Raw genomic sequence first — 21889 nt, 5'->3', positions numbered from 1 at the left:
GTTGATTGTGAATAGTTTCACAAATAATGTGAATTTCTTCACATAAAATAGATAGGAGTTGTCATTATTATGAGTACTTGGACACAAATTTATGACCCATTAAACAATATTTGGTTATCTGCTCTAATCGCAGCACTTCCAATTTTTTGCTTCATTATTTGTTTAGTGGGATTCAAAATGAAAGGTTACATGGCTGGTCTTTACAGTGTAATTGTTGCTATTATTCTTGCTATATTTGTTTATAAAATGCCTACAACTGCAGCAGTAGCATCTGCCGGATTTGGTGTTTTATCTGGATTTTATCCAATTTGTACTATCGTTATCGCAGCTATCTTCCTTTACAAATTAACTGTTAAAACAGAACAATTCAATGTCATTCGTGATAGTATTTCAAGTATTACAAATGATCAACGTTTACAAGTATTATTAATCGCTTATTCTTTCGGCGCTTTCTTAGAAGGCGCAGCTGGTTTCGGTGTTCCGGTTGCTATTACAGCTGCATTACTTGTAGGTATGGGCTTTAATCCATTAAAAGCAGCGGGTATTTGCTTAGTAGCTAATATCGCTGGCGGTGCTATGGGGGCTATGGGTATTCCAGTTACAGTACCTGCACAATTAACTGGAATAGATGCATTAACTGTCGGTCGTCAAGCAGTTTACATTTTGCCATTCATTAGCATTGTTTTACCGTTCTTACTTGTTTCAATGGTAGATGGATTTAAAGGCATTAAAGAAACTTGGCAAGGTATTCTTGTAAGTGGTGTTTCTTTCGCAATTACTCAGTTCGTTGTAACTTACTTCTTAGGCGCTGAACTTACTAATATTTTCGCAGCAGTCGTAAGTATGGTCGCTCTTGCATTATTCTTACGTGTTTGGCAACCAAAATCTTCTGCTAAAGAAGAAAAACAAGAAGAAAAAGAATCTCATACATTCAATCAAATTTTATATGCTTGGTCTCCATTCGTATTCTTAACTGCATTTGTAACAATCTTTAATTTAAAACCAATTAAAGCGTTATTTGCTCCGGATGGTCCATTAGCAAACTTAGTATTTAACATTCAATTCCCTGGTCTTCATAATCAAGTTATTAAAACTGCACCAATCACAAAAGCTGATACACCTTTCGCAGCGATTTTCAAACTAGATGTATTCTCTTCTACAACTACTGCGATTGTATTAGCAATTATCGTTTCACTTATCGTCTACCGTGTAAACGGCAAAATGATTAAAGAATTAATGATTGAAACAATAAAAGAATTAAAGGTTCCAGTATATACAATTTGTAGCGTTATCGCTTTAGCTTACGTAGAGAACTACTCTGGTATGTCATCTACACTTGGACTTGCATTCTCTTCTACTGGAAATGCATTCCCTATTCTTTCTCCAATCTTAGGATGGATTGGCGTATTCATTACTGGTTCAGTAGTATCTAGTGGTTCACTATTCGCACCACTTCAAGCAGTAACTGCCGATCAATTAAACATCGTACCATCTACTCTCGTTTCATTAAACGTAGTTGGTGGCACAATAGCAAAAATGGTTTCACCACAATCCGTAGCAGTTGCTTGTGCGGCAGTTGGACTAGTTGGTAAAGAATCGGCTCTATTTAAAACAGTGATGAAATATAGTTTAATCTTCTTAGCTATTATTAGCTTACTTCAATTAAATGCTGTATTTAATATCTTTTAAAAATAAAATACCGATCCAAATGGATCGGTATTTTTTCACATTACATCTTCTTATTCTTTAGTAAAGAAGCACCAGCAATTTCAGGATGCGTCATTTCGAATGGATCTAAAATAATATCCAATTCTTCTTCTGTCAGTACACCATGTTCTAGACATAACTCCCTAACAGATTTCCCTGTTTCAATTGCTTCACGTGCAATACGAGATGCTGCTTCATAGCCAATATGAGGGTTAACTGCCGTAATAATTCCAACACTTTTCTCAACATATTGCTTCAGCAATTCTTCATTTGCTGTAATTCCTTTAATACAATATTCACGGAATACACGGAATCCGTTATTCATAATACTAATAGATTGAATTAGATTAAACACAAGTACAGGCTCCATTACGTTTAACTCTAATTGTCCTGCTTCTGATGCTAAGCAAATTGTATGATCATTACCAATTACTTGGAAAGCAACTTGATTAATCACTTCTGCCATAACAGGATTTACTTTCCCTGGCATAATAGATGAACCTGGTTGACGAGCTGGCAATTGAATTTCCGCCAATCCAACACGTGGACCAGATGCCATAATACGAAGATCATTCGCAATTTTAGACATGTTCATCATACATACTTTTAATGCCGCAGATACTTCTGTGTATGCATCTGTGTTTTGCGTTGCATCAACTAAATGCTCTGCACCAACAAGCGGGAATCCACTAAATGTTCGTAAATGTTTAACCACTTGTTCAATGTACATAGGGTTTGCATTTAATCCTGTACCAACAGCTGTCGCCCCCATGTTTACTTCATATAAATGTTGACGAGACTGTTGAATTCTTTTTATATCACGCTCAAGCACTCTGCTATACGCTTCGAATTCTTGTCCAAGACGAATCGGAACAGCATCTTGTAAATGTGTACGCCCCATTTTAATAACGTGATCGAACTCTTTTGCCTTTGCACAGAATGCAGCATGAAGTTCTTCCATTGTAATAAGAAGCTCTTCTAACATCATAAGAGTTGCAATATGAATTCCCGTTGGAAACGCATCATTCGTTGATTGAGCCATATTCACATGCGTGTTTGGACTAATCTTTGCATACTCGCCTTTTTCATATCCCATACGTTCTAACGCTCGATTAGCGATTACTTCATTTGTATTCATATTAATAGAAGTTCCAGCACCGCCTTGAATTGGATCTACGATAAATTGATCATGAAATTTTCCATCAACAATTTCTTGTGCTGCCTCTGCAATTTCATGTCCAATATCTTTCGCTAAGTAACCAGTATCAATATTTGCAAGTGCCGCCGCTTTTTTCACAATTGCCATTGCCGTAATGAGTGACGGATGAATGCGATATCCTGTAATCGGAAAGTTTTCTACAGCACGTAATGTTTGTACACCATAATAAGCTACATTTGGTACTTCCTTTTCACCTAAAAAGTCTTTTTCTATACGTATATCCTTCGTTGCTATCATTTTCATCACCTATACTTTTCATTCTAAATCCTTATCCCAAAAATTCGCCCTCTAAAAATACGAGTATCATGCAGAAGAATTTTTCAGTATCCACCTTCACTATATAGCACCTATTTTGAAAGCGCAAACATTTATTTTTCTATATATACTTTTTGTAAATATTTACAGAAAATCATTCTTCTACCTTCTTTACTTCGACTCGTTTAATTTGATGCATATCTTTTTCAAGAACTTTAAAAGAAAAGCCGAATTTTTCAATAATATCTCCTTCAGCAACGACTTGCTTTTGTACCATAATCCAGCCACCAATTGTATCTACATCATCAGCGATTAAATGTATGCCAAATAAATCATTTATTTCACTAATAAGCACTTTTCCATCTACAATCTTACACCCTTCACTTATATGTTCTATAGGAGGGTGTTCATCTTCATCGTATTCATCTCGGATTTCTCCAACAATTTCTTCTAAAATATCCTCTAGTGTAACAATTCCCGCTGTACCACCATATTCATCATATAATACAGCTAAGGGAATTCGTTTTCTTTGCATTTGTAATAATAAATCATGAATTGGGATATTTTCTAACACTTCAATAACTGGCCTTGTATATGGCGTAATCGAGCAATCCTCATCTCGATTACCATCCATATAACGAATAAATAAATCCTTTACATTCACCATCCCAATAATTTCATCTTTATCTTCACCAAATACGGGATACCTCGTATATTTTTCTTGTGCGATTATTTTAATATGTGTTTCAAATGGTTCGTCCTCATATAAACCTACAATTTCCGTACGAGGTACCATAATTTCCTTTGCGACTCTATTATCAAACTCAAAAATATTATTTACATATTTAAACTCCCTTTGATTAATCTCTCCGCTCTCATAACTCTCAGATAAGATTAATCGTAACTCTTCCTCCGAATGAGCCACTTCATGTTCAGAAGCCGGATGTAATCCGAATAAACCTGTTACAAGTCTCGCAGAACCATTTAAAGCCCAAATAAAAGGATACATAACTCGGTAAAAATAAATAAGTGGCTTTGATAATAATAAGCTAACTTGCTCCGCTTTTTGTATAGCGAACGTCTTCGGGGCAAGTTCACCAATGACAACATGTAAAAATGTAATTACTGCAAAGGCAATAATAAATGAAACTGTACTGGAAATTGCAGGAGATACATGTAGTTTCAAAAACAACGGCTCGAGTAAATGTTTTATAGTCGGCTCGCCTAACCACCCAAGCCCTAAAGCAGTAATTGTAATACCTAACTGACATGCTGATAAATACTCATCTAAATTTGAAGTTACTTTTTTAGCTGCCAATGCTCCTCGTCGCTTTTCACTAACGAGTTGATCAATACGACTGCTACGTACCTTAATAATTGCAAACTCAACAGCTACAAAAAAACCTGTTAATGCAATAAGAATGGCGACCATCAGTAATTTTATAATATCCACATATACCCTTTAGCTTTCTTAGCTAAAGTTACACCTCCTTTAAGAAAGAAGTTTCACTTTAGTTTCTTCATTTACACAAAAGCAACCCTATATAAAATTCACCAATTTCAAACCTCATACAATTCTAAAGGCAAGCCATCAGGATCTTGGAAAAAGACGAATTTTTTCCCAGTTATTTCATCCGTACGAATGGATTCAGTCTCTACACCGCAATGCTTTAACTGCTTTACAGCTTCTGCTATATTTGTAACAGCAAATGCTAAATGTCTAAGTCCAGCCGCTTCTGGGAAACTTCGGCGCTCAGGGGGACTTGGAAATGAAAATAATTCAATTTGATACTCTTCCCCTACACATAAATCTAACTTATAAGAATCTCGTTCCTTTCTATATACTTCATTTATCGCTTTAAAACCTAATATCCGGGTATAAAAATCCTTTGACAGTTCATAATTTGAGCAAATAATTGCAACGTGATGCACTCCACATATATTCATGTTCTCTCTATTCCTTTCTTTACCAAAGATGCATATTCTCTCTTGAAATGAAAAACATATATAGCAGAATATCTCTTTTAGGGGGGTTACTATGAAATTCATTACTTTTTTCGTGGGACTTATCGTTGTTTTCTTCCTTGCTTATATTGCTAGCAACAATAAGAAACATATTAAATTTAAACCAATTTTCATCATGCTTATTATACAGTTAATTTTAACCTATTTATTATTAAATACAGAAATCGGCCTCATACTTATTCGGGTCATTTCCAGTCTGTTTACAAAGCTACTCGAGTATGCCGCTGATGGTATAAACTTCGTATTTGGGGGACTTGCCAATAAAGGTGAAATGCCATTTTTCCTTACTGTATTATTACCAATCGTCTTCATTTCCGTTTTAATTGGCATACTACAACATTTCAAAATACTACCATTCTTTATTCGTTGGATCGGTTACTTCCTTAGCAAAATAAATGGTCTTGGGAAATTAGAATCTTACAACGCTATCGCATCTGCCATTGTCGGCCAATCAGAAGTTTTTATTACGGTAAAAAAACAATTAGCTCAAATTCCAAAACACCGTCTTTATACACTTTGTGCTTCTGCCATGTCAACCGTATCTATGTCTATCGTAGGTGCCTATATGACAATGATCGAACCTAAATATGTAGTAACCGCACTCGTTCTCAATTTATTTAGTGGGTTTATTATCGTACTCATCATTAACCCTTACGATGTGAAAGATGACGAGGATATTTTAGTAATTAAAGGAGAAAAGCAAAGCTTTTTTGAAATGCTTGGGGAATACATTCTAGATGGTTTTCGCGTAGCAATCGTTGTCGGCGCTATGCTCATCGGATTCGTCGCATTAATGAGTTGCATTAATGACCTATTCCTTATTATATTCGGCATTACTTTCCAGCAATTAATTGGGTACGTCTTTGCGCCTATTGCATTCCTTATCGGTGTACCAAGTTCTGAAATTGTCACAGCTGGTAGCATTATGGCAACGAAGCTTGTAACAAATGAATTTGTAGCAATGATGGACCTTAGTAAAATTTCTAATAGCCTCTCTCCCCGTACAATTGGTATTATTTCTGTTTTTCTCGTTTCTTTTGCTAACTTTTCTTCTATCGGCATTATTTCAGGTGCGGTAAAAGGATTAAACGAGGAACAAGGAAACGTTGTTGCCAGATTTGGCCTTAAATTACTATATGGAGCTACTCTCGTTAGCATTTTATCTGCAATTATCGTAAGCATTATGTTGTAACCAGGTAAAATTTTATCATTTTCTTATCCCTATCTTTTGTATACAATAACGAATAGATGTCTTTATAAATAATCAAGACATCTATTTTTTATACATGTACAATCGCTTTTATTTAGCGTACAATATTTTTTATGTGTTTGAATGCGCTTCTAGATGTATATACTTTGATAGTTTTAAAGGAGAAAAAATGATGAAATCCGATATGAACAAAGATACTCGAGCCAAAAAAGGACGCTCAAAGAAAAAACGCCTACTTTGGTTCCTGCTTATTCCATTACTGGTTGTAGCACTTGGAGCAGGGGGCTATTCCTTCCATATATACAGTAAAGCAAAGTCTGTGTTAAGTAATGCCTATTCCGAACTGAGCCGCGGAGATAAATCCAGCAAACGTGAAAAAGCTGTTAAACCTATGACTGATAACATTTCTGTACTCATTATGGGTGTTGATGAAAGTGAAATTAGGGACAAAAATTACGGAAAAGCAACTCGTACAGATGCACTATTACTTGCCACAATTAATAAAAATGATAAATCGGTTAAGCTTGTTAGTATTCCACGTGACTCACGTGTCTACATTAAATCACGTGAGAAATACGATAAAATTACACATGCGCACGTATTCGGTGGTGTAGATAGTACGATTGATACGGTAGAGAACTTTTTAGATGTTCCAGTTGATTACTATGTAAAATTCAACTTTAAATCATTTATCAAAATTGTTGATTCTCTTGGTGGTATTACTGTCGATGTTCCAGTTGAGTTTACAGAACAAAATAGTAAAGACGAAGCAGATGCTATTCACCTGAAAAAAGGTCGTCAACACTTAAATGGCGAAGAGGCATTGGCGCTAGCTAGAACTCGTCATATCGATAGTGATTATATGCGCGGTCAACGACAACAGCTTGTTTTAGAAGCTATCGCTCAAAAAGCACTATCTCTTAATTCCATTAATAAGATCGGTGGTCTATTAGACGCTGTTGATAAAGACTTAAAAACAAATTTAACTTTTGATGATATGATGACAATTGCAAAAAATTCAATGGATTCCAATTTGAAAATGGACAAAATGCAAGTAGAAGGTACTGATAAATATATAGGTGGTATTTATTATTACGTTCCAAACGAAAAAAGCGTCAATAACATTTCGACAAAATTACAAGAACATCTCGGCGTTACGAATAAAAATGAACATAAAAAATTATAATAAAAAGGCTGCTAGATCTTTCTAGACAGCCTTTTTATTATTATTTCCAGCATATTTTTCGTACATATTGTGACAAAAAGAGACAATTATTACATCAGTGTAACATTTTTTATAAAAACATTACACGCATAGAGAAAATAATAGTATACTAGTACGTACATAATGTTATTTTCATCATTTTTATACAAAAAATGTAATACATATATTTATACAAAAATTTCTGGGGGGAAATAAATGAAGCTAAGTAACATACTAATCGGTTCTGCAATTGCTGGAGGCATATTACTTTGTGTAGGCGGTGTTAGCGGATATCAATATGTATCCAAACTAAATAATCAATTAGATACTACTGCATTACCCAATACTACATTTGAAGGTATTTCTCTCGATGGAAAAAATAAAAAAGATATTCAAGCTATTATTAATCAAAAAATAACAGAATTAGATCAAAAATCTCTTACCTACATATTCCAAAATGATAAACAAACTTACACATGGAAAGATTTAGGGATAAATTATAAAGAAAAAGATATTATCGACAAAATCTTTAAAGAACAAGAAGGCAACGCAATAAATCGTTACAAAATGCGGAGGCAAGCTGAGAACGGTGAGTTAAAACGTGATTACAAATTAACACCTCAATTAAATACAACTGCTTATGAAAGCTTTATGAAGGATAAATATAATGAAACATTAAAAAATCCTGTTAATGCTGAATTAAGTATTGAAGGCTCTACAGTAAATATTAGCCAAAGTCAAAATGGAGAAAAAATCGATAAAGGAAAGTTAACAGATTTAACGCAGCAGGCAATTATTTCTGGCACATCTGATGTTACATTACCAGTTACACTATTAAAACCTGAACGTTCTACAGAAGATATACAGAAAATGGGGATTAAAGAAGTAATTGCTGAATACTCAACTCCAATGGCTGGTCGTAATGGGAATCAATCCTTTAACGTAAATAAGTCAGCCAATACTTTAAGTGGAGTTATTGTTGCACCTGATGAAACATTTAGTTTTAATGACCGCGTTGGCGTAACTGATGCTGCTCATGGTTACAAATCTGCAGCCGTCTATTCACAAGGTAAAGTTATACAAAGTGCAGGCGGAGGCGTTTGCCAAGTTAGTAGTACTTTATATAGCGCAGCTTTAAGAGCAGATTTAGGAATTGTTTCTCGAAGCAATCATTCTATGCCCGTAAATTATTTACCACTTGGGCAAGATGCAGCAGTAGCAGATTATGGTCCAGATTTAAAATTTAAAAACAATACAGGTAATCATATTTATATTCAAACATTTTCAAATGGAGGTAGCATTACTGCACGTATTTTCGGTACAAATACTGGTAAAAATGTTGAAGTTTCTTCTCAAGTAATTAGTAGGACTAACGATAAAATAACAGCAGTTACATATAAAAAAGTTACAAAAAACGGTGAAGTAGTATCTAACGGACAAATTTCGAAAAGTGTATATAAAAGCGCTCCAAAACAATAAGACACTATTAAACGAACAAGTTTCAACAAACAAAAAAGGCGTGATCTACTCACGCCTTTTTCTTTTGCAATAATACTAAAAAAGTTGCAAGATGGTCTTTCGTTTCTTCTAACGACCACATACGATTCCCTTGCTTCGCAGCTAATACGCACGCCTCTTCCCAAGCATCCTTTTTCTTCATATATAATAATTCATCGCGTAATTTCAAAACAATTTCTTCGTCTTCTTGCTCTATAAACTCTTCCATCACACCTACTATTTCATCCTCATGGATACTTAACGTACAATACGATTTAAAAAAATATTGTAATGTCGTATACATATTTACTCCCCCTTCTTATTTATCAGATGGATAAGAAGTAATGATCTTATATCCTAAATCTCCTGACTTATCTCTCGCTAAAACAGTGACAGTTTTTACTAACTTGTCTTTTACATTCATATTTTTCTTTATTACCGTTTTTCCAACCGGGAATGAATGTGTTGTATTTAATACAAGACGAGCCTCTTTAGAATTTTTTAACCAATCTTGAATTTCCTTATCATGCTGCTTCAAACTATCTTTTACAGCTTTCGTTGCCGTTTCCTTGTCATAGTATGTACTTGCTGCTGATACTTTATCTGTTTTCAAGCGATTCTTCAAATCTTCTTCTGATTTGCCTACATGTCTTTCAATCGTATGACCATTTTTAGGTGGCCCTTCCATTTCATCTAAAATATTATCACTAATTTTTTCTACTGATGCCGATTGATTCCCTGTTTGTTTCTCTGTTTTTTGTTCTTTTCCTGCACATCCACTTAAGATCAGCATGAATGCCAATAAACTACCCAAGAAAAGACTACTTATTCGTTTCATCATATCACCTCTTTCATGATTATTATCGTAACTTCACTAAAAGTCAATTTCACACCGAAAAAACATACACATTTTTTAAATTCCTTACCTATTTTGCCATATTATCACCTAACTTTTATAGATCCGCTATTTTTGAGCCCCCTAAAAATATACCCCTATGTTTTTCTGATTATTTCCCGAGATAAACCCTCCCTAAAACCACCAAATAAACCCTTTAATAACAGGGCTTATTTGGTAGTTTATCAAAAATTTAAATATACCCCCGATTCTATATACCTATTACCCATATAAGGTATATAGATTGTGTTTTATCAACGTTTTCTACATTATGTAAATTTACACTTGCCTATACAATGGAAATATGGTGTAATGCAAAAAAAGATAAAGGATTTTAAACAATGGCTGAAACAATTCAAAACTTCTTAACAGACTATTATTCAATCGCAATTCCACTTAGCATCTTAATTAACATCATCATTAGTATTTTAGGTGTTATCCCTAGTATTTTTTTAACCGCTATTAACATACAGCTCTTTGGCGTAGTAAACGGAACGATTATTTCGATCGCCGGTGAGGCATTAGGGGCTATTATCTCGTTTTATATTTATCGTATAGGCCTTCAAAAGTTCACTCACGATAAAGTAAATAAGTACCCAAAGGTAGAACGCCTACTTTATGTAGAAGGTAAAGAGGCCTTTCTACTCGTTCTATCGTTTCGATTAATACCTTTCATCCCATCAAGTATCGTGACTTTATTTGCCGCTCTAGGGAAAATGTCATTACTCTCCTTCAGTATTGCCAGTACAATAGGTAAAATACCGGCTTTGCTAATCGAAGTATATTCTGCCTATCATGTCATGAATGGAACGAATGAAGCGAAGTGGATTGTCACAATCGCAGGGTGTGTTGGATTGTTTTATTTGTGGAAAAAATGGAGAAAAAAATAAAGAAGGAGCCTATGCTCCTTCTTTATTTTCGAAGTATTTTATTGATAACTTCCCTTAAAACCTTAGTTTATACCAACTGCACTAAATGATTGCTTAACTGCTGCTACTTCCGCAGAATTCGCACCATATAAGTCAGCTGCAGCTTGTACTGCACCAGCACGAGCTTGGCTAAATGTAGTAGATTGCGTGTAATATTGTGTGTTTGCACGGTAGTAAATTGCACCTAGCTTATCTTTACCGATACCAGTTACAGTTACACCGTAATGTGTACCACCATTTGCTAATAAATAAGCTTGTTTATTAATAATACCACTGTTTGTATGAACCCCACCGTTATCACTTGAACCCGTGTAACGCTTAGAATAATGATCTGGATCACCATACTTCGTAGGGTCACTCATAGAACGAAGTGCATCTCCTGCTTTACCAGGTGTGTAAATATCTTCACCAATCTCCCAATCTGGGTTACGGTTATCATAGAATTCTACTAAAGTACCAAAGATATCAGAAATCGCTTCATTTAAAGCTCCTGATTCATTTTGATAAATTAAATTAGAACTATTTTCCGTCACTGCATGCGTTAATTCGTGACCAATAACATCAATACCACCAGATAATGAAGTGAACGTTACACCATCACCATCTCCGTATACCATTTGTGATCCGTTCCAGAATGCATTATTATAATTACTTCCGTAATGAACTGTTGATTTTAATGGCGCTCCTGCATCATTAATAGAATTTCTATTAAATGTAGCTTTATAGTAATCATATGTTTTACCTGCATAGTAATGAGCATCTACTGCCGCTGCATCATACGCTGCATTGAACACATTATCTGCATCTGCCCATAATGTTCCTGGTAATGTTGAGCGATTTTTCGCATCATATGTGAAAATTGTTGCTCCGCGCGTATTATCTTGTAAGTAGTAAGATGAGCCAGATAACGTTGTATTAAGCGATTTCGTATCTCCTAATACCCCTTTACCAGTCCCTACTTTATTTGTTCCTGTTACAGGCTTTACAACTGCTTTTGCATCCTGCTTAGGAGCCTCTTGTTTAACTGGAGACTTATCATCATTCGTCACATGATCGATTGTATTAAACTTATTTAATACTTTACCGCTTTCCGCCTCAATGAAGTAGTAGTAATTTCCTGGACTTGGATCTAAGAAGTTTAAATTCACAACATATGCGTATGTTGTATCTTCACCGTTTTGATATACATATAAGTCCGCTTTTGGTTCTACCTCATATTTAGGTGTAACCCCTAAATCTTTTTGCGCAATTTCAATTGCCTTTGCGCCTTCAATCTTATTTTTATTTTTCAACTTGTCCTTTTTGTCTAAATCAGGCGCAACTGTTCCAGACAATACTTTTAAAGAACCATCTTTACTTACGTGAGCTACTTGCGTAGAACCCCATACAGGTACTCCTTCATATACTTGTTGCAAACGTAATACTGTTGAATCAGTTACAGCATCTTTCTTCACTTGTTTCACTTTGAAAGAATCTTGCGCACTCTTTTCCCCTAACTTATAATCACCTTTTGCCGCATTTAAGTAATCAAACACAACAGATTCTGCTTTCTTACCAGTTGCCTCAGTTAAATCACCAGAAATAAACTCCGGTGACTGCACCGTCTCATTGTACTTCTTCGTAGAGAGAACATTTTTAGAATCCGCAAATGCAGAGCCTGTCCCTCCAAACGTTGTAACTGCCATTCCTGTCGCTAACACTAATGCTAAACTTTTCTTTTTCATGAACCTTCCCCCTAATAAAAAATTTTTTTGAAAAAGAGTAGTTTCATATTAGCATTATGTTTCCACTATTAATATACTAAAAATTCAAATAATTATTTTCTCAAGTTTTGTAGAATTTTGAGGAACAAATATTGAAAAACCCCTTTCCGATTGGAAAGGGGTTTTTTATTACAAATTAACTTGTTCAACAGTTTTAACTTGTTGACCAACAATATCAGGTTTACTGCTATACTGATGTATTCCTCCAACAACTGTAAGAGTCACTATAAACGCTAATGCTCCAAATACCACCTTTTTCATTTTTATTCCTCCTTATCATTCATTAAATCAATAACTAACCTATAATATCGATTGCTTTCTTCAAATCTCGATAAACTGGAAAAATGTTCTGCTAGTTCAATGTATACTTTCTTTAATTCTATTTTATTTCCCGCAGATTTATACAACGGGATAGCCTCATTTTCCAGAAATACTTTATAATCTTTTGCTTCTTCAAAATATTTATATCTAAGCATTAAAAGCAAGTATAATTTTGCATTAAACCTCTCTTCTTGTTTTGCTGCATCAATTCCCTTATCAATTAATGTCTTTGCCTCTTCTAACTCTTCTAATTTAATGCATACTAATGCCATTTCATATATTGTATCTAAATAATTTAAATCTATTTTTTTTTGAAGTTGTAGACTATCTAAATAATATTTTTTCGCTTGCTGATATTTGCCTTTTTTATAATAGATACTTCCCATATTACTTAAAGTAATAGCTAAAAGTACATCCTTATCAGCAAAAGATGCAGCCTCTCTCAATATACTCTCATACATTTTTAAAGCTTCTTCATACTGACCTTTTTCTGTATAACTTACCGCAATAAGTATTTGGCAATTAATTATGTTTCTAAACTTATATTCACTACGAAATCCTTCTAATGCTATATTTACAAAATGAATTGCAAGATGATGAATATCTAAGTGAGTATATGCAAGCGCTATATTATAATATAAGCCTGTTTCATAATACCCTTGTTCCTTGGCCATTACTTCTGTTTTTAATAAGTAATCTAATCCCTCCTTCCATCTATATTGCAAACAGCACAATAACCCTCTACTATACATATATAATAACTTCTGAAATGGAGAATACTTTTTATATACCTTCTTCAATTTATCTAATTCTTCTTCAAGTGCAACAATATCCCTTTTCATAATTAAATACCGTGTATAAAGCAGTTTATAATAATTTATAATTTCAAAATCCAAAACATGCTTCATTTCACCTTGCAACTCTTCATATATGCGTTCTACTTGTTGCTTGTCCAAATGAACGAGTGCATTTAACCATTCATCCAGCTTCCCCTTCACATCCTCTTCTACATCTCTCAAATCCGTCACGGCAATTTCTAATCTTGCGCAGAGCAATTGTAGAATCTCTTCTGATGCTTCGATCTTTCCATTTTCGATTTTACTTAAGTATGAGACAGAACAAATGCCCTGACATAATTCTTCTTGTGTCATTTTTTGCTGTAGCCGCTTATAAAAGACTTGTTTGCCTATTTTTTCTAATGTTTGTTGCATTGTCCTCCTCCATTCTCATTTACCCCCATTACTTTAATAATACATAAAATCTTGAGAAATATAAATTGATAAATGTTAATTTTCTAAAAAATATGCAATGTTTCATTTTTTTCCCTCTTGACTATACTTTCATATCTATTCTTTGCTACGAGCCGTGAAAAATTGGTATACTATAACCAAATTATGGAGGTGGTTTCGCGATGACTTATTATAAAGACGATAGCTATGCCTTACATACAGATTTATATCAAATTAATATGGCTTATACATATTGGAAAGATGGTATTCATAACCGCCGCTCGGTGTTTGATTTATACTTTCGAAAACTTCCATTCGAGAATGGTTATGCTGTTTTTGCTGGTCTTGAAAAAATTGTAGAGTACATAGAAAACTTCAGCTTTACCGAAAGCGATATCGCTTATTTAGCAGAATTACAATTTGAAGAAGAATTTCTTCAGTATTTACAAAATATGAAATTCACTGGGACGATTCGAAGTATGCAAGAAGGTGAAGTTGTATTTAATAACGAGCCTTTATTACGTGTCGATGCACCGCTCGGCGAAGCACAAATTATTGAAACCGCCCTGTTAAACATTGTGAATTACCAAACATTAATTGCAACGAAAGCTGCTCGTATGAAGCACGCTGCAAATAACGATGAACTTTTAGAATTCGGCACAAGACGTGCCCACGAGTTTGATGCTGCTCTTTGGGGCACACGTGCTGCCTTTATTGGTGGTTTCTCATCTACGAGTAACGTACGGGCTGGGAAACGCTTCGGAATACCTGTAGCCGGCACACACGCTCACTCTTTCGTTCAAGCATATCGTGATGAATATGTCGCGTTTAAGAAATATGCTGAGACACATAAAAAATGCGTCTTTCTCGTTGATACATATGACACATTAAAATCCGGTGTTCCAAATGCAATTCGCGTCGCGAAAGAGTTTGGGGATCGTATCGATTTTTATGGAATTCGCCTTGATAGTGGTGATATGGCTTATTTATCTAAAAAAGCAAGAAAGCTGCTAGATGAAGCTGGGTTTACACATACAAAAATTATTGCTTCTAGCGATTTAGATGAATACACAATTATGCACTTGAAATCTCAAGGAGCAAAAATTGATGTGTGGGGCGTTGGAACAAAATTGATTACGTCCTTTGAGCAACCAGCGTTAGGAGCTGTTTATAAACTAGTTGCGATTGAAGATACTGATGGAAAGTTAAATGATACAATTAAAATTTCATCTAACCCTGAAAAAATCACTACTCCAGGACTGAAACGAATTTATCGCATTATCAACCGAGTTAATGATCATGCAGAAGGCGATTATATTGCATTAGATTCTGAAGAACCAGGAAAAGAAGAACGATTAAAAATGTTCCATCCTGTTCACACCTATATAAGTAAATTTGTAACAAACTTTGAAGCTCGCGAACTGCATAAAGACATTTTCGTTAACGGTGAAAGAACATATGCACTACCTGACATATTGGATATTCAAAAATACAATGAACAGAGTCTCGCGCTATTTTGGGAAGAGTATATGCGCACTTTAAATCCCGAAGAATACCCTGTCGATTTAAGTCAAGAATGCTGGGATCATAAAATGAATTACATTCAAACTGTTCGAGAACAAGTTGAAAAAAATATACAAAAATAAAACAGAGAAGCTTCCCCTTCTCTGTTTTTTCCATACTGTGTGTATCTTTATGGAAAATATATTAAAATAATAAGACAAATATTTTTTATTTGTAAATTTTAATATAACGTTATTTATTTATAAAATAATATTTGCTATTATTTTATTGAGTCAATTTCAACAAAATAACTTAAAAAAGAGGACGCAGGTTGCGTCCTCTTTTTTATAAATCTTTCACTCGTAGTACACGCATTGCATTTAACACTGCAAGTAGTGTCACACCGACATCTGAGAAGACAGCTTCCCACATTGTTGCAATACCGAAAGCACCAAGTAATAAAACTAATCCTTTTACTCCTAATGCAAAGATAATATTTTGCCATACAATGCGTCGTGTACGTTTTGCAATGTTTACAGCTGTTGCAATTTTTGAAGGCTCATCAGTCATAATAACGATATCTGCCGCTTCAATTGCTGCATCTGATCCTAAACCGCCCATCGCAATACCAACATCTGCTCTTGCTAATACTGGTGTGTCATTAATACCATCACCCACGAAAGCAACTTTTTCTTTTCCGTGCTTCGCTGCATCAATTTTTTCAATTTCTTCTACTTTTTGTTGGGGTAATAGTTCTGCGTGAACTTCATCTAAACCTAATTCTTTACCAACAGCTTCACCAACTGTTTTTGCATCTCCAGTTAGCATGACTGTCTTCTTAATACCTAATTCTTTTAACTTTTGAATTGCTTGTTTTGAATCTTCTTTTACCTCATCAGAGATAACAATATAACCTGCGTATTTTCCATCTACAGCAACGTGAACTAATGTACCTACTGTTTCTGGTTGCTTAAATGTAATGTTTTCTTTTCTCATTAATTTAGCATTACCTGCAAAGATTTCTTTTTCTTGTACTTTTACGACTGTACCGTGACCAGAAATTTCGTTATAATCATCGATTATTTTTTCATCAATTGATTTTCCATATGAATTTCGAATCGATTGTGCAATTGGATGGTTAGAATATACTTCAGCAAATGCTGCATACTCTAATAATTCTTCATTTGTAATACCTTCGCTCGGTTCCATTTTTGTAACTTTGAAGACACCTTTTGTTAATGTTCCTGTTTTATCAAAGACAATATATTTCACATCATTTAAAGCTTCTAAATAGTTACTTCCTTTTACTAATACACCACTTTTAGATGCGCCACCGATACCTCCGAAGAATCCAAGAGGAATAGATACAACTAACGCACATGGACAAGAGATTACTAAGAACACTAACGCTCTATAAATCCAATCTGCAAATGTAGCTCCTTCCAAAATAAGTGGTGGAATAAACGCCATGATCGCTGCTGTAATAACTACAACTGGAGTGTAGTAACGTGCAAACTTCGTAATAAAGTTTTCTGTCGGCGCTTTTTTACTGCTTGCATTTTGAACTAAATCTAAAATTTTTGATACAGTTGATTCGCCAAACTCTTTTGTAACTTCAATTGTTAATACACCATTTTGGTTCACAAAACCACTTAGTACATCATTTCCACCTTCCACTTCACGTGGTACCGATTCACCAGTCAATGCTGAAGTATCTACCATTGATGTTCCTTCAATTACTTTTCCGTCTAATGGTACTTTCTCACCAGGTTTCACGATAATGTAATCACCGATTTGTACATCTTCTGGCGATACTTGTTTCGTTTCATTTCCAACCTTTACATTTGCATAATCAGGACGAATATCCATTAATGAAGTAATTGATTTTCGAGAACGATTTACCGCAATACTTTGGAATAGTTCCCCTACTTGATAGAATAACATTACTGCAACCGCTTCTGGGTATTGCTGAATCGCGAAAGCTCCTAGTGTTGCAATTGCCATTAAGAAGTTCTCATCGAACACTTGACCACGAGTTATGTTTCTTACCGCTCTCCAAACGATATCTCCACCTATTAATAAATATGCAAGGACGAATAACGGAATTGTGATCATTTGTGGTAAACCAGCTAATGCAGCAATTGCTGTCAAAATTCCGCCGACCACTAATCGTCCTACCATCTTTTTCACATTTGCTTCACCATGGTCGTGACTATGTCCGTGATCATGACCACCTTTTTCTTCACGAACAATTTTCACATCTGGTTCTAACTTTTGAACGACGTTTGTTATATTTGCTACAGTCGCTTCTAATTCTCTTTTATTCGCTACTTCAACTCTTAATTTCTTTGATACAAAATCAACAGTTGCTGCTGAAACAGTCGGTATTTCTTTCACTTTATTTTCAATCTTCATCGCACAGTTTGCGCAATCTAAACCTTCTAATATAAATACTTCTTTTGCTACTTTTGTACTTTTTTCTTCTTGCACTTTAATGTGTGGTTCTAATTTTGTAACGAGTTGTTTTGCTTCTGTAACAACTTCGTTTTCTTTATTTTGTGCTGTTTCTAACACCATTGTTTTTGTTGCGAAATTTACAGAGCAAGAATTTACTCCTTCTATATTTCCAACACCTTTTTCGATTTTCATTGCACAGTTCGCACAATCTAAACCTTCTAACATCAGTTTCTTTTTCACTAATGCTTCAGCCATCGTTCTCCCTCCTCGCGTTCTTTTTTATTCTTCCTCGTTTACGTGTTCAAACGCTTGCTCGAAGATATGAATTACGTGCTGGTCAGCTAACGAATAATAAACGACCTTTCCTTCTTTACGATTCTTTACAAGTTTCGCTTGCTTTAACACACGAAGCTGGTGTGAAATAGATGATTGTGTCATTCCTAATAAATACGCTAAATCACAAACGCACATTTCTGCTTCAAATAACGCATGTAATATTCTCGTACGTGTACGATCGCCTAATACTTTAAATAATTCTGCTACTTTACTTAAACTTTCATCAGTTGGAATTGTTTGTTTTACTTGATCAACAACTTCTTCATGAATTATCGTTTGAGAACATGTCTCTTGTGGTGTTTCTACTTTATTTACAGCCATTATAGCTCACCTCTTTATTTGAACATATGAACAATCATTCATATATCTTATACTCTTATTATATGAGCGCCCATTCATATGTGTCAATGAAATCTCATACATTTTTTTGAACATTTCGTTCACATTTTTTAAAAAAATCTACACATATTTTCCGCATCCATTACATTCTCATACAAAAAAGGATGTACATTTTACACAAAAGAAAAAAGCCTTGCGCGCTCCCTAGACGCACAAGGCTTACTATACTTATATCCCTTTTAATTAGCTTGTTCTAAATTATCCTGCGAACTTCCATCGTCTTTTAAATGACTATGTTTTTTCGAATAAACAAAGTATACAACTACTCCAATTGCTAACCAAATACCGAAGTAAATCCATGTTGTTAACGGTAGGTTAAACATTAAGAATAGACAACATGCGATTGAAATAATCGGTAGCGTTGGTACAAGTGGTACCACAAAGCCTCGTTTTAAGTTCGGATGTGTTTTACGAAGAATAATAACTGACACACCTACCATCGCAAATGTTAATAATGCTCCAATATTCGCTAAATTCGACAATTCTTTTAAATCGATAAATCCAGCAATTAAAGCACTACCAATACCTGTTAACCAAGTTGAGAATACTGGCGCTTCTGTCTTCTTATTAATTTTCGCAAATGATTTCGGTAATAAACCATCACGGCTCATCGCGAAGAATACACGTGTCGTTGCATAAATGTAAGCAAAGATTACAGCCATAATACCAATTACAGCTCCAACTGCGATTACACCTGCTACTTTATCTTGTCCCACAACCTCTAACACATATGCCATGGCTTCTGGTACATCTAACTCTTTATAAGAAACCATACCTGTCATCACGAGACAAACTACAACATAAATGATTGTACAAATAATTAACGAAGCAATAATACCAATCGGTAAATCACGTTGTGGATTTTTTACTTCTTCAGCAGAAGTTGCTAATGCATCAAATCCTAAGAAAGCGAAGAACACTGCTGCGCCTCCGGCAAAGATTCCGCTCATACCGTATGGTGCAAATGGTGTCCAGTTTTCTGGTTGTACGTAAAACGCACCAACTGCAATGAATAAAATAACAATACCAATTTTGATTAATACCATTATGTTATTCACACGTTTACTTTCTTTCGTACCTCTTGATAATAACCAAGTTAAAACTAAAGTAATGACTACTGCTGGTAAATTCACAATTCCACCTTGTGATGGAATCTTTAACAGCTCTGTTGGAATTTCTAATCCAAATCCACTCACTAAGTTATTGAAATAACCTGTCCATCCACCAGCTACTGCGGCAGTTGTTACGACGTATACAGATAGTAATGTCCATCCCATTAAGTGGGCAATAAACTCACCAATTGTCGCATATGAATATGTGTACACACTACCTGAAACCGGCAGTGTAGATGCAACTTCTGCATAACATAATGCTGCAAATCCACAAACAATCGCTGCAATCATGAATGAAAAAATAACTGCTGGACCAGCATCTCTTGCTGCTACTAATCCCGTTAATACTAGAACTCCTGTACCAATTATCGCACCAATCCCTAGCATTGTTAGGTCGAATGCCCCTAGTGTTTTCGTTAAAGTTTTACTTTTACTTTCCCCTAACAATTGCGTAACGGATTTCTTTTTAAATAGGTTGGCCACGATGTATGCCCCCTTTTGCCAAGAAGAGCTAAGAGATATTCACTCTTAGCTCTTATCATGTTGGTTTATATATTGTTCGATTTTGTTTTGTATAATGCTTGTATTAGCAAGATACTGTTTCTGCTTCTAATAATTCTTTAGCACCTTTGTACTCTACACCGTGAGCTTCTGCAACTGCTTCAAATGTTACATAGCCATCTAATGTGTTAATACCTTTTAGTAACGCAGAGTTGCCTAGGCAAGCTTCTTTGTAGCCTTTGTTAGCAATTTGTACTGCGTATGGTACTGTTACGTTTGTTAATGCAAGAGTTGATGTACGTGGAACCGCACCTGGCATGTTTGCAACTGCATAATGAACAACGCCGTGTTTTTCGTAAGTTGGGTTATCATGAGTTGTAATACGGTCAGTTGTTTCGAAAATACCACCTTGGTCAATCGCGATATCTACAACAACAGAACCTGGTTCCATTGATTTAATCATTTCTTCTGTTACAAGTTTTGGCGCTTTTGCACCTGGGATTAATACTGCACCGATTACAAGATCAGACTCTTTTACAGCTTCTGCAATATTGTAAGGATTAGACATTAAAGTTTTTACTTGGTTTCCGAAAATGTCATCTAATTGACGAAGACGTTCTGCACTTAAGTCGATGATTGTTACATCCGCACCTAGTCCAACTGCAATTTTAGCAGCATTTGTACCAGCTTGTCCACCACCGATGATTGTTACTTTACCACGTTTAACCCCTGGAACACCTGCAAGTAAGATACCTTTACCGCCTTTGTTCTTCTCAAGGAATTGTGCACCAATTTGTGCAGCCATACGACCAGCTACTTCACTCATAGGTGCAAGTAATGGTAGAGAACGGTTTTCTAATTGTACTGTTTCATATGCAATAGAAACAACTTTCTTTTCGATTAATGCTTTTGTTAATTCTGGTTCTGGAGCTAAGTGTAAGTATGTGAATAAGATTAAACCTTCGCTGAAGTGCTTGTATTCGCTTTCAATTGGTTCCTTAACTTTCATAACCATTTCCATGTTCCAAGCTTCTTCAGCTGTATCAACAATTTTTGCTCCTGCTTCAACATACTGAGCATCTGTGAAACCAGACCCTAAACCTGCACCCTTTTGAATGAATACTTCGTGATTGTTACGAATTAAATGTACAACACCTGCTGGTGTCATTGCCACACGGTTTTCGTTGTTTTTAATTTCTGCTGGTACCCCAATACGCATAATGAAATGCCCCCTTATAATTAACAGAAAAAAGAAAGTCTTTTTTCTTTTTGTAATAATTAATAACTTATGTCCTTATTCTAGCATAACTTAAAAGTTATGAAAACG

The 21889-nt window shown here is 35.0% G+C and carries 18 protein-coding genes; 6 read left to right on the top strand and 12 right to left on the bottom strand.

Translation table 11 applies throughout. The features are described from left to right. Positions 1-69: 69 nt before the first annotated feature. Positions 70-1689 (top strand): L-lactate permease, encoded by a 1620-nt coding sequence (locus tag Q9B79_RS21920; RefSeq protein ID WP_000109131.1) that lies wholly within the window; start codon positions 70-72, stop codon positions 1687-1689. A gap of 40 nt (positions 1690-1729) precedes the next feature. Here Q9B79_RS21920 and aspA read toward each other — a convergent pair whose 3' ends face one another. The 3 genes from aspA to gloA2 form a co-directional block, all read right to left on the bottom strand. Continuing rightward, on the bottom strand, positions 1730-3163 hold the full coding sequence (aspA, locus tag Q9B79_RS21915) for an aspartate ammonia-lyase (protein WP_306187595.1): 1434 nt from the start codon (positions 3161-3163) through the stop codon (positions 1730-1732). A 172-nt stretch (positions 3164-3335) separates the two neighbouring features. Further along, the gene (locus tag Q9B79_RS21910) at positions 3336-4634 is read right to left on the bottom strand and encodes a hemolysin family protein (protein ID WP_306187593.1); all 1299 of its coding nucleotides are present in this window, start codon (positions 4632-4634) and stop codon (positions 3336-3338) included. A gap of 107 nt (positions 4635-4741) precedes the next feature. Further along, the gene (gene gloA2 / locus Q9B79_RS21905) at positions 4742-5128 is read right to left on the bottom strand and encodes an SMU1112c/YaeR family gloxylase I-like metalloprotein (protein ID WP_306187589.1); all 387 of its coding nucleotides are present in this window, start codon (positions 5126-5128) and stop codon (positions 4742-4744) included. A 91-nt stretch (positions 5129-5219) separates the two neighbouring features. Here gloA2 and Q9B79_RS21900 point away from each other — a divergent pair, with 91 nt between their 5' ends. From Q9B79_RS21900 to Q9B79_RS21890, 3 genes are all read left to right on the top strand, one after another. Further along, entirely contained in the window at positions 5220-6398 is a 1179-nt protein-coding gene (locus Q9B79_RS21900; protein WP_306187587.1) for a NupC/NupG family nucleoside CNT transporter, read from the top strand. Between the two features lie 187 nt (positions 6399-6585). After that, complete coding sequence (locus Q9B79_RS21895; RefSeq protein ID WP_306187585.1) at positions 6586-7602, top strand: LCP family protein; 1017 nt, start codon at positions 6586-6588, stop codon at positions 7600-7602. A 234-nt stretch (positions 7603-7836) separates the two neighbouring features. Beyond that, positions 7837-9099: a VanW family protein gene (locus tag Q9B79_RS21890; protein WP_306187583.1), complete on the top strand. Its 1263-nt coding sequence runs from the start codon at positions 7837-7839 to the stop codon at positions 9097-9099. A 49-nt stretch (positions 9100-9148) separates the two neighbouring features. Here the strand turns inward: Q9B79_RS21890 and Q9B79_RS21885 are convergent, their stop codons facing one another. Then, entirely contained in the window at positions 9149-9421 is a 273-nt protein-coding gene (locus tag Q9B79_RS21885) for a hypothetical protein (RefSeq protein ID WP_046198932.1), read from the bottom strand. Positions 9422-9436: 15 nt separating this feature from the next. Further along, on the bottom strand, positions 9437-9955 hold the full coding sequence (locus Q9B79_RS21880) for an RNase A-like domain-containing lipoprotein (RefSeq protein ID WP_306187579.1): 519 nt from the start codon (positions 9953-9955) through the stop codon (positions 9437-9439). A 398-nt stretch (positions 9956-10353) separates the two neighbouring features. On the opposite strand from Q9B79_RS21880, the gene Q9B79_RS21875 reads away from it, so the two are divergent. Further along, positions 10354-10902: a TVP38/TMEM64 family protein gene (locus tag Q9B79_RS21875; RefSeq protein ID WP_306187577.1), complete on the top strand. Its 549-nt coding sequence runs from the start codon at positions 10354-10356 to the stop codon at positions 10900-10902. A gap of 62 nt (positions 10903-10964) precedes the next feature. Here the strand turns inward: Q9B79_RS21875 and Q9B79_RS21870 are convergent, their stop codons facing one another. The 3 genes from Q9B79_RS21870 to Q9B79_RS21860 form a co-directional block, all read right to left on the bottom strand. Beyond that, complete coding sequence (locus tag Q9B79_RS21870) at positions 10965-12665, bottom strand: M4 family metallopeptidase (protein ID WP_306187575.1); 1701 nt, start codon at positions 12663-12665, stop codon at positions 10965-10967. A gap of 168 nt (positions 12666-12833) precedes the next feature. After that, positions 12834-12965 carry a quorum-signaling peptide NprX gene (gene nprX, locus Q9B79_RS21865; RefSeq protein WP_306187573.1) on the bottom strand — a complete coding sequence of 44 codons (132 nt, stop codon included), beginning with the start codon at positions 12963-12965 and terminating at the stop codon, positions 12834-12836. Positions 12966-12967: 2 nt separating this feature from the next. Beyond that, the gene (locus tag Q9B79_RS21860; protein WP_306187571.1) at positions 12968-14236 is read right to left on the bottom strand and encodes a tetratricopeptide repeat protein; all 1269 of its coding nucleotides are present in this window, start codon (positions 14234-14236) and stop codon (positions 12968-12970) included. Between the two features lie 200 nt (positions 14237-14436). Here Q9B79_RS21860 and Q9B79_RS21855 point away from each other — a divergent pair, with 200 nt between their 5' ends. Beyond that, positions 14437-15900 (top strand): nicotinate phosphoribosyltransferase, encoded by a 1464-nt coding sequence (locus tag Q9B79_RS21855; protein WP_306187570.1) that lies wholly within the window; start codon positions 14437-14439, stop codon positions 15898-15900. A gap of 202 nt (positions 15901-16102) precedes the next feature. On the opposite strand, the gene Q9B79_RS21850 is transcribed toward Q9B79_RS21855, so the two are convergent. The 4 genes from Q9B79_RS21850 to ald all read right to left on the bottom strand — a co-directional run bounded on the left by Q9B79_RS21850 (position 16103) and on the right by ald (position 21781). Next, on the bottom strand, positions 16103-18469 hold the full coding sequence (locus Q9B79_RS21850; protein ID WP_306187568.1) for a heavy metal translocating P-type ATPase: 2367 nt from the start codon (positions 18467-18469) through the stop codon (positions 16103-16105). Positions 18470-18493: 24 nt separating this feature from the next. Beyond that, entirely contained in the window at positions 18494-18871 is a 378-nt protein-coding gene (locus Q9B79_RS21845; RefSeq protein WP_000290207.1) for an ArsR/SmtB family transcription factor, read from the bottom strand. A gap of 257 nt (positions 18872-19128) precedes the next feature. Next, positions 19129-20544: an amino acid permease gene (locus Q9B79_RS21840; protein ID WP_042515738.1), complete on the bottom strand. Its 1416-nt coding sequence runs from the start codon at positions 20542-20544 to the stop codon at positions 19129-19131. A 103-nt stretch (positions 20545-20647) separates the two neighbouring features. Next, positions 20648-21781 (bottom strand): alanine dehydrogenase, encoded by a 1134-nt coding sequence (ald, locus tag Q9B79_RS21835; protein WP_001219742.1) that lies wholly within the window; start codon positions 21779-21781, stop codon positions 20648-20650. Positions 21782-21889: the final 108 nt, after the last annotated feature.

The sequence above is a fragment of the Bacillus sp. MHSD_36 genome (assembly GCF_030757775.1).
GTDB lineage: Bacteria > Bacillota > Bacilli > Bacillales > Bacillaceae_G > Bacillus_A.
This window is presented reverse-complemented; position numbering and strand designations above follow the sequence as displayed.

What these genes read in the sequence shown, in the direction of transcription:
- Q9B79_RS21920 (WP_000109131.1), top strand. Translation starts at nt 70, where the DNA reads ATGAGTACTTGGACACAAATTTATGACCCATTAAACAATATTTGGTTA.
- aspA (WP_306187595.1), bottom strand. Translation starts at nt 3,163, where the DNA reads ATGATAGCAACGAAGGATATACGTATAGAAAAAGACTTTTTAGGTGAA.
- gloA2 (WP_306187589.1), bottom strand. Translation starts at nt 5,128, where the DNA reads ATGAATATATGTGGAGTGCATCACGTTGCAATTATTTGCTCAAATTAT.
- Q9B79_RS21900 (WP_306187587.1), top strand. Translation starts at nt 5,220, where the DNA reads ATGAAATTCATTACTTTTTTCGTGGGACTTATCGTTGTTTTCTTCCTT.
- Q9B79_RS21895 (WP_306187585.1), top strand. Translation starts at nt 6,586, where the DNA reads ATGATGAAATCCGATATGAACAAAGATACTCGAGCCAAAAAAGGACGC.
- Q9B79_RS21890 (WP_306187583.1), top strand. Translation starts at nt 7,837, where the DNA reads ATGAAGCTAAGTAACATACTAATCGGTTCTGCAATTGCTGGAGGCATA.
- Q9B79_RS21885 (WP_046198932.1), bottom strand. Translation starts at nt 9,421, where the DNA reads ATGTATACGACATTACAATATTTTTTTAAATCGTATTGTACGTTAAGT.
- Q9B79_RS21880 (WP_306187579.1), bottom strand. Translation starts at nt 9,955, where the DNA reads ATGAAACGAATAAGTAGTCTTTTCTTGGGTAGTTTATTGGCATTCATG.
- Q9B79_RS21875 (WP_306187577.1), top strand. Translation starts at nt 10,354, where the DNA reads ATGGCTGAAACAATTCAAAACTTCTTAACAGACTATTATTCAATCGCA.
- Q9B79_RS21870 (WP_306187575.1), bottom strand. Translation starts at nt 12,665, where the DNA reads ATGAAAAAGAAAAGTTTAGCATTAGTGTTAGCGACAGGAATGGCAGTT.
- nprX (WP_306187573.1), bottom strand. Translation starts at nt 12,965, where the DNA reads ATGAAAAAGGTGGTATTTGGAGCATTAGCGTTTATAGTGACTCTTACA.
- Q9B79_RS21860 (WP_306187571.1), bottom strand. Translation starts at nt 14,236, where the DNA reads ATGCAACAAACATTAGAAAAAATAGGCAAACAAGTCTTTTATAAGCGG.
- Q9B79_RS21855 (WP_306187570.1), top strand. Translation starts at nt 14,437, where the DNA reads ATGACTTATTATAAAGACGATAGCTATGCCTTACATACAGATTTATAT.
- Q9B79_RS21850 (WP_306187568.1), bottom strand. Translation starts at nt 18,469, where the DNA reads ATGGCTGAAGCATTAGTGAAAAAGAAACTGATGTTAGAAGGTTTAGAT.
- Q9B79_RS21845 (WP_000290207.1), bottom strand. Translation starts at nt 18,871, where the DNA reads ATGGCTGTAAATAAAGTAGAAACACCACAAGAGACATGTTCTCAAACG.
- ald (WP_001219742.1), bottom strand. Translation starts at nt 21,781, where the DNA reads ATGCGTATTGGGGTACCAGCAGAAATTAAAAACAACGAAAACCGTGTG.